Consider the following 457-nt stretch of genomic DNA (forward strand, 5'->3'; position numbering starts at 1 on the left):
GTCGACGACGGGGTGCTGACCTGGGTGCGGCTCGACGACGTGGACGGCGGGCCACCGACGCGGGAGCCGGATCCGCCCGCCCGGCCGGACCTCGCCGGGGCACTGGTGGCCGTCACCCGGATGGAGGGCGTGTGCGAGCCCACCGACGTCGTGGCCAACCGGCTCGACCCGTGGCACGGCGCGTGGTTCCACCCGTACTCGTTCGCCCGGCTGCGGGTGGTGCACGCGCCCCCACCGGACGCCGACGGCGGCGGCGACGACCGCTTCGTGGTGGACGTGACCTTCCGGGTGGGCGGCCGGTTCGGCGTGCCCGTGCGGGCCGAGTTCCGCTGTCCCGGGCCGCGCACGGTGGTCATGCGCATCGCCGAGGGCGAGGGCCGGGGCAGCGTCGTGGAGACGCACGCCACGCCGCTCGGGCGCGGGCGGGACGGACGGGAGCGCACCGCGGTGCTGGAGG

At 77.7% G+C, this 457-nt stretch carries 1 protein-coding gene; it reads left to right on the plus strand.

Annotated elements, in window-relative coordinates; genetic code table 11:
* A partial coding sequence (locus tag SACPADRAFT_RS33240) for a DUF5914 domain-containing protein (protein ID WP_040924617.1) occupies nt 1-457 on the plus strand: 457 nt, incomplete at both ends.

Source organism: Saccharomonospora iraqiensis subsp. paurometabolica YIM 90007, assembly GCF_000231035.2.
In the GTDB taxonomy this organism is placed as follows: Bacteria; Actinomycetota; Actinomycetes; order Mycobacteriales; family Pseudonocardiaceae; genus Saccharomonospora; species Saccharomonospora paurometabolica.